The sequence below is a fragment of the Flammeovirga aprica JL-4 genome, assembly GCF_012844305.1.
Taxonomy (GTDB): domain Bacteria; phylum Bacteroidota; class Bacteroidia; order Cytophagales; family Flammeovirgaceae; genus Flammeovirga; species Flammeovirga aprica.
In genome coordinates this window covers 20,082-27,159 of the sequence record NZ_JABANE010000111.1, presented here as the reverse complement: position 1 = coordinate 27,159, position 7,078 = coordinate 20,082, and the positions used below count along the sequence as shown (strand labels likewise).

The 7,078-nt window shown below is 33.2% G+C and carries 6 protein-coding genes; 4 read left to right on the top strand and 2 right to left on the bottom strand.

Annotated features, from left to right (window positions below; all coding sequences use genetic code 11):
• Nucleotides 1-182 precede the first annotated feature (182 nt).
• Together HHU12_RS27455 and trmB are read right to left on the bottom strand one after the other, a co-directional pair.
• Nucleotides 183-809, bottom strand: coding sequence for a WbqC family protein (locus HHU12_RS27455; RefSeq protein ID WP_169659940.1), 627 nt, complete (start codon nucleotides 807-809; stop codon nucleotides 183-185).
• Between the two features lie 21 nt (nucleotides 810-830).
• Nucleotides 831-1,484 carry a tRNA (guanosine(46)-N7)-methyltransferase TrmB gene (trmB, locus tag HHU12_RS27450; protein ID WP_169659939.1) on the bottom strand — a complete coding sequence of 218 codons (654 nt, stop codon included), beginning with the start codon at nucleotides 1,482-1,484 and terminating at the stop codon, nucleotides 831-833.
• A gap of 204 nt (nucleotides 1,485-1,688) precedes the next feature.
• Here trmB and HHU12_RS27445 point away from each other — a divergent pair, with 204 nt between their 5' ends.
• The 4 genes from HHU12_RS27445 (at nucleotide 1,689) to HHU12_RS27430 (ending at nucleotide 7,045) form a co-directional block, all read left to right on the top strand.
• A complete protein-coding gene (locus HHU12_RS27445; protein ID WP_169659938.1) occupies nucleotides 1,689-2,357 on the top strand; it encodes a ParA family protein in 669 nt (222 codons plus the stop codon).
• Between the two features lie 228 nt (nucleotides 2,358-2,585).
• On the top strand, nucleotides 2,586-4,349 hold the full coding sequence (locus HHU12_RS27440; RefSeq protein ID WP_169659937.1) for a hypothetical protein: 1,764 nt from the start codon (nucleotides 2,586-2,588) through the stop codon (nucleotides 4,347-4,349).
• Between the two features lie 313 nt (nucleotides 4,350-4,662).
• Nucleotides 4,663-5,274 carry an RICIN domain-containing protein gene (locus tag HHU12_RS27435; RefSeq protein ID WP_169659936.1) on the top strand — a complete coding sequence of 204 codons (612 nt, stop codon included), beginning with the start codon at nucleotides 4,663-4,665 and terminating at the stop codon, nucleotides 5,272-5,274.
• Between the two features lie 31 nt (nucleotides 5,275-5,305).
• Nucleotides 5,306-7,045, top strand: a complete 1,740-nt coding sequence (locus HHU12_RS27430) for a C1 family peptidase (RefSeq protein WP_169659935.1) — start codon at nucleotides 5,306-5,308, stop codon at nucleotides 7,043-7,045.
• Nucleotides 7,046-7,078 lie beyond the last annotated feature (33 nt).

Genomic DNA, 7,078 nt, shown 5'->3' with positions numbered 1-7,078 from the left:
TTGGTAAACAGTTGTTTCTTCAATTTTCAAAAGCTCATTTTTAGTTATACTTTAAAATGTCTCAATACTTAGGAAATTTAAAATAACAACTTTTCTTCCTTTTTAGAAAGTTATCCAATTATCATCGGGTAGAGTAGTTTCTGTCTCTTAAAATAAAGCATATAAAATTTATTAAACAACTCTTAATGATGGATTAATTGACTATTCTGTGATTTTAATATATTGATTGCATTGGGTCCTTCACAAAAAAGTAAATCAAGAATACTCAGGTTTCGATCAAAAGTGTCACCAAACACTTGAATATACGAAATCTCGTTAACAAAAGTTGATGAATCGGTAGCGGTAACCTTGTTTCTAAGGTCAACTATCTCATCTTCAGGTTCTTTTTTATAAGTATTCGTGATTTCAACCTTCGTACGTAATCCTAATAGCTTAATAACACATTTCAAAAGTGAAATGTTTAGCTCAAAAAGAGATTCCTCCTCACTTAACAATGTAGTCTTGATGGCTTCCTCATAATATTCGTAATAAGGAGACCTTCCATAGGCAGAAAGAATACTTCTCCAATGTTTTACAGCCCAGTTGTCATTTTGATTGACCTTGATTTTACGCATAGGCTTACCTTTGTTAGCACCAACAACCGGAACACTCAATCGATCTACTTTTTGAGCTGTTTTGATAAAGCATCTGTTTCTAAAACTTTGCTTCTGAAATGTCTCAAATTTCTCAATATAAACCGTGTCGCAGTGAGCTAGAATAGTGAAATATTCAAGGTTGGGAAAATAATGTAAATCGATTAGTACTTTCATTGGAGAAGTAAAATAGGTGTTTTAGAATCTGAATTTTAAGTAGTGCACTTTGTGACCAAGCTCTGTAAATTGCTTTTCATAGCGTGTTTTAATACCATGATGATCTTCCATTAAGTCCGATTCATACAGGTCAAAAGTCACCGCTTCTAATTGTACTTTTTCTTGAACCAACGTTTCTACTGAGTACTCAAAAAGCTCTTTACTGTCGGTCTTAAAACGGATTAAACCACCTTCTTTAATTAATTCTTTATAGATGTTTAAGAATCGAGGGTGAGTCATTCTTCTCTTCGCATCTCTGTCTTTTGGACGAGGGTCAGGGTGAACGATCCAGATTTCATCTACTTCGCCCGCTTCAAAATAGTTGGCTAAGTTTTGAATATGAATTCTTAAGAAAGCAGCATTTGTCAGACCTTTTTCATCTACTACGTTACCACCTTTCCAGATTCTGTCTCCTTTGATATCTACACCAATGAAGTTTCTGTCAGGATATACTTGAGCAAGACCTGTAGTGTATTCACCTCTACCACAAGCCAATTCTAAAACAATTGGATTGTCGTTTTTGAAAACCTCTTTTCTCCAGTTTCCTTTGATGTTATCATACAAAGGTTTTCCTTCTTCAATAATATATGCACGCTCTTTATTTTGAGCGAATTTTTTTAACTTATGGCGACCCATCTTTCAAAAATTTTATAATTCAGAATGCAAACATACAAAATCCCTTTTTTGCTTGGGTAGTTCCGATTATTCCTCTTATGTTTATATTGGGAAATATTCGGTTTTTTATCGTATTTTCATTGGATTATTAAAGATTTTGGTGGGTTTATGTTCATTATTAGGAAGTAAGACCACTATATAAGGAAGCAATTTTTTAAATTTTGTATGGCTAAAGTAATTTCTTTCGCAACTCAAAAAGGAGGCGTTGGTAAAAGTACCCTGCTGATGTTAACAGCCTCAGCTGTACATAATAGAACAAACAAAAAGGTTTTGGTGATTGATTGTGATCCCCAGAAATCTGTAAAAGATATTTATTCTACGGAAGGCGGAGATAAGGAATCTTCTTATGATGTGATTGCCTTTAATTGGAAACAACCCAGAGCCGAAGAAAACTTTGACAAGACGCTCGCATTAGCAGAAAAAAAGTATGATGCTATTTTCTTGGATGTACCAGGTCGTATTGAAGGAAAAGAAATTTACTTCAGTGTTTTAGTGTCAGATATAGTTGTGGTACCTGTAGTGGCTAGTGTTTTAGATATGAGAGCGACGATCCGTTTTCTTAAAACACTGCCAATGATCAAGGAAATGAAGGAGAAGCAAGGCTATAAGTTTGAGGTTTTCGGTATTGTCAATAAAAAAGATCAAACCGTTGAACACCAAAAGCTGAAAGAGTTAGCAGGTATTGGTGGCATGGAGTTTTTCTACTCACCAATTTCCAACTTGGTAAGATATAAAAGAGGTATCTCAACGGTATACGATATTACAGACCCTGCAATCAAGGACGATGAATTCAATCAGTATTTTGATGAGTTTTGTACGAAGTGCTTGTTCTAGCTAAAAAATATTGAATCGTTTAAAAGACTTCCAGCAATGGAGGTCTTTTTTGTATACATTTTTTTGGTTTTAATAGAGCACATTTTTTTTAATGATTGTGTGTTACTTACGAAAGGATTATATGTTGTGTTTTTTGCAAATAGTTCTGTATTTTTTGCAATTTTCTCTCCACCTGACTCTCTAACTTTACCTTTTTAAGCTGGTAATCAAGTTCAAAAACTTATAATAATGAAGGTGGTTAACAATTTTTTCGCTTTAACTATATTGATTTTATTTTGTAGTCAATTTAGTTTTAGTCAGACGAAAGCTATTAGTGAAACTAAAAAGTATACTGAAAAGCTAGTCAAAAAAGTAAAGACGGGATCTCTTAAAAAATTTGCTCAATATTATCCTGAGGCTTGTAAGGATATGGAGGAGATCATAAAGGAGGCTTCAAATAGTGAATTTGGCTATGATAAAGTTGCTGATCATATTTTTACATGGGGGGTAATACATAATAAACTCAAAAAAGCTTTTGGTGAAGGACCAATAACCTCTAAAAAACTATCTGTTCCTTTAAATTATGTTGACTATTTATCTCAAAGACCAGAATATCAAAGCAAGGCAGCCAAAGCACATTACGATTTTGCTGAAAAGATATTTAATGAAGAGAAAGACTATGATAAACGTTTGGATGCAGTAGAACATTATGAAAAAGCGAGAAAGTATGCACCAAAGCAAGAAAAAGAGCAGATTTATACAAAGGTAATTATCGATGAGAAAGAAGATTTAATCCATTATGATGAAGGTTGTAGAATTTATGATTCAGCGAGCTCTTTTGAGGAAAAGGTAAAGTCAGAAGCATACTTTAATAAGATAGCCTTAGGTAAAAAGAAATATGAATTCAGGGATGTTAAAAATAGGATCTCAGAACTATATTATACAGAGGGTATTCGACTTAATAAGAGTAATGAAATAGATGATCTTAAAATGGCTGCTGGTCATTTAGAAAAAGTCATGGACCTTGATCCACAATTTAAAGATGTAAAAGATCAATACGATAAAATTTGTCAAAATATAGCAGCAAAATATTATTCTGAAGGACTAAAAAATCAAGCAATTGAAAGTTATGAAGGTCAAGAAACTGCTGCTCAAAATTATAAGGATTGTTTGACATGGGTTGAAGGTTACAAAGATGCTTCTGAACGTATGAAAACTTGTTCTCAGAGAGCCAAGCTAAGACTCGTAGTATTGAAACCTAATTCCTCTTTTGTGTATCGACCAAATACAGATTGGGAAGTTTATGTTGGAGATAAATTAAACAAATCCATTCAAGTTGTTAATTCACCTTTAATTCATAATGTATCTAAACTTTCAGAGCTAGACATTAATGATACTCAAAGTATACAAGAGGCTAATAAAGTTTTGGGGAGTAACTTTTTAGTTTTGAAATTATCAAATAATCCAAAAGTTAGTGTTAGTGAACCTCAATTAACTACAAAAGAAGAGGAAACTTTTTATGGAGTTATTAATTGGATAGACGAGGGAGAGGTTAAAAAAGAAGAGTATACCAATAAAAAACTTTACGATACACAAGTCAAAGCAGTAGATTTCATGATCAGTATGCTGCCAACAGAGGAAGAGAGAAAAGCATACAAAGAAAAATACCCTAGGAGTCATTGTAAAGGGACATTGATAACACATTACTACAAGCTAACTGCAGAAGCGGCTTTTACAGTTGAGGTTTGGGACTTAAGGTCAGGTGAACCTTTAAAGATCGGAGAGAAAATACTTACTGAAAAAGTGGGTGATGAGGTGAGTTGGGAAACGTATCAAGGAGATGAACGAGCAAAACCAACACATTTAAAGGAAAAGAAATTAGAAAACCTGACAACGAAGGAAGAGATGATAAAGAAGGTAAAAGCAAAAGTGCCATCAGTTCAACATTTTTCTGGAGAAGCAGTGGAAATCATTAATAGAAATTCAGCTTATAAAAAAACGATAGTTAACTAATCATGTACAGTATATAAGTTCTAAGACAAAATTATATAACACTTATTCATATTATTTTTTCCGATTACTGCCTTTCAAAAACTTTAAATAGAACCACTATTTATACGTTTTTTAGCGTTGTACTCACAAAAAATATTTAAGAATTAGTTATCATTTATTTTTGGCTTAGTACTTATCATGATTTGATATTAACAAACAAACTCTATTTATCACTTACTCAATTAAACTACAGATTACTTAATAAATTCTATTATCGGGATCAATATTTAGTTAGTTGATATTGAGACCGATAATAGATAAAAAGGAAATTATTATGAAAAGGACTTTTGTGCTATTTGTGTGTTCTACCCTTTTGATGCTTTATTCATTTAATGTAAAGGCACAGAAAGTATTGGTAAAACCAACAATACAATTTGAAGGAGAGACGTATTATATCCGTTCGGTAGAGACGACAAAAACTTTTGATTTACCAGGGACGGATAAAGAACATTCTTCAAAAAAAAATGGAGCAAAGCTTGGGTTATATAATCATGAAAATATGATTGACCGAAAGTACAAATTTAAGAAGTCAAGATATAAGGATTGGTACTTCATTTTAGTTAATTCAGACAAGTTTCGTCTTGATGTTCACGGATGTTATAAGGATAAATATTTCTGTAAAACTTATAAGCATAAAAAAGGAGCTCAGCTACAGATCTGGAGTTATGATGGCTCAAATGATAATGATGGAGTAGGGTTATTTCGTTTCATTGAGGTTAGAAAAGGACAATACAGAATACTAAACAAATATTCAGGTTTGTCTTTGGATGCTACAGGAGATAATAAGGTGATCATTTGGGATTGGCATGGTGGACAAAATCAATTATGGGAGTTCATTCATGTTAAAACAGGCCAACGATATGAGGGGAAACTTAGTTCACTTTAGATTCCATTTTAATGATATGAAAGGCAATAATATGAGACTAACTAAGAATATAATACCTCTGATTTTTATGGCTCTTCTTTTCTTTAATACTTCTTGTGAAGAGGCTTTAGAAATTACTGAAGCATATTTGGAGTACATGGAAAATGATGAAGATTTTGTATACATAGATCTTCATACAGGAGTGGATGAAAATATTGAGCAAGTCAATTACAGTAAAGTACCTAAGGAACTTTCTTTGGTAACTCTGAAAGGTTCACTACCAAAAAATACAAGCGAAGCGTTAAGTTTAAGAGATTGGATGCCCCCAATTGGAGATCAAGAAGCATACGGAACATGTACTTCTTGGGCAACAGGGTATTATACTCGAACGATTTCTTACGCAAGGGAAAATGATTTAACTGCTGGTGATCTAATCGATCCATCTCTACAATTTAGTCCATTGGATATATATCTTTCGATAGATCACAGTGAAAACTGTGGAGGATCAGCTCCTTCGAATGCGTTTAGAACAATGAAAGAAAGGGGGATTGCAAGGATGAGTGATGTTCCTTATGAAAACCTAGGAGATTGTTCTCAAAGGAGTTCTGCTACTTCTTCTCAATACAGTGCTGGAAAAATAGATAATTTTAGAGCCATTGATTCGAAGGATATAGAGGCTCTGAAATCTTACTTATCATTAGGGAGACCAATTACTGTAAGTTGTAAACTCGGACCTGAATTTTTTCAATATAAAGCTGGTACTGTCCATCAAGATGATGATTACACTCAATGGGATGCTGAGGGAAGACATGCTTATCATGCGATGACGATTGTAGGATATGATGATAATAAAGGTCCAAATGGTGCATTATTATTAGCCAATTCTTGGGGTAAAGTATGGGGAGATAATGGATTTATATGGGTTGACTATGACTTTTTTACCGGAGGTGTTTTTGGTAGGTATGCTTATGTCATAGAATCTGATAAAGGAGATAAGCCAGTCATTGATAAAAATATTGTAGATGTGTTACATCGATCGGAAGGAATGGATGCTTTGACAGTAAAAATGGAAGAAGAAATGGCTGATGATCGCTTCACAGAAAACCCAACAGTACGTAACCGAATGCTTACTTACAATATATTGAATAAGGGTAAAGATGAAATTCCAGCCTCTAAAGACTGGAATATTGTCTACTATTATTACAATGCGACTGACCCCGAAAATGATTTTGGGATATTATTCTATGACTATTACACTGATGATGTAACAAACACAAACTTGGGTTCCTTTGGAGAAATTGGGGATGAAAATACTCAAGGAATGAAAAAATATGGACAAAATAATTATTGGAATTATGTCAACATTCCTTCCGGTTATTCTGTAGGCAGGGCTTTAAATGATGATTCAGAGTCTGATATGCGTATATATTATGAGGTTCCATCAAACTTAAATGGCTCTTATTATTTTGTGCTTTTTGCAGATGGATTTAATGCAGTTGAGGAAGCTTATGAGCAAAATAATTATATGTTTTTGACTGGGAATAATGCCGCTCCTTTAGAAATTAAAAATGGTGAGATTATATCGACTTCAAGCAATGCGAGAAAGACTGAAACCAAAGTCTTAGGTTGTTATGAAAATCAATTATTAGATCGACAGCCAAATGCATACACTATTGATGAAATTTCAACTTTGATTGATTATCAAAAATCAAATGGAATATTAGAAAGACTTAGCTCTTCAGCTAGGATTTCAGGTACTTCAAAAACAAGAAAGGTTCTAATCGAAAGATAGTGCAGGTGAAAATTAATTGGCTATCAATAGTTT

What these genes read in the sequence shown, in the direction of transcription:
- trmB (WP_169659939.1), bottom strand. Translation starts at nt 1,484, where the DNA reads ATGGGTCGCCATAAGTTAAAAAAATTCGCTCAAAATAAAGAGCGTGCA.
- HHU12_RS27445 (WP_169659938.1), top strand. Translation starts at nt 1,689, where the DNA reads ATGGCTAAAGTAATTTCTTTCGCAACTCAAAAAGGAGGCGTTGGTAAA.
- HHU12_RS27440 (WP_169659937.1), top strand. Translation starts at nt 2,586, where the DNA reads ATGAAGGTGGTTAACAATTTTTTCGCTTTAACTATATTGATTTTATTT.
- HHU12_RS27435 (WP_169659936.1), top strand. Translation starts at nt 4,663, where the DNA reads ATGAAAAGGACTTTTGTGCTATTTGTGTGTTCTACCCTTTTGATGCTT.
- HHU12_RS27430 (WP_169659935.1), top strand. Translation starts at nt 5,306, where the DNA reads ATGAGACTAACTAAGAATATAATACCTCTGATTTTTATGGCTCTTCTT.
- HHU12_RS27455 (WP_169659940.1), bottom strand. Translation starts at nt 809, where the DNA reads ATGAAAGTACTAATCGATTTACATTATTTTCCCAACCTTGAATATTTC.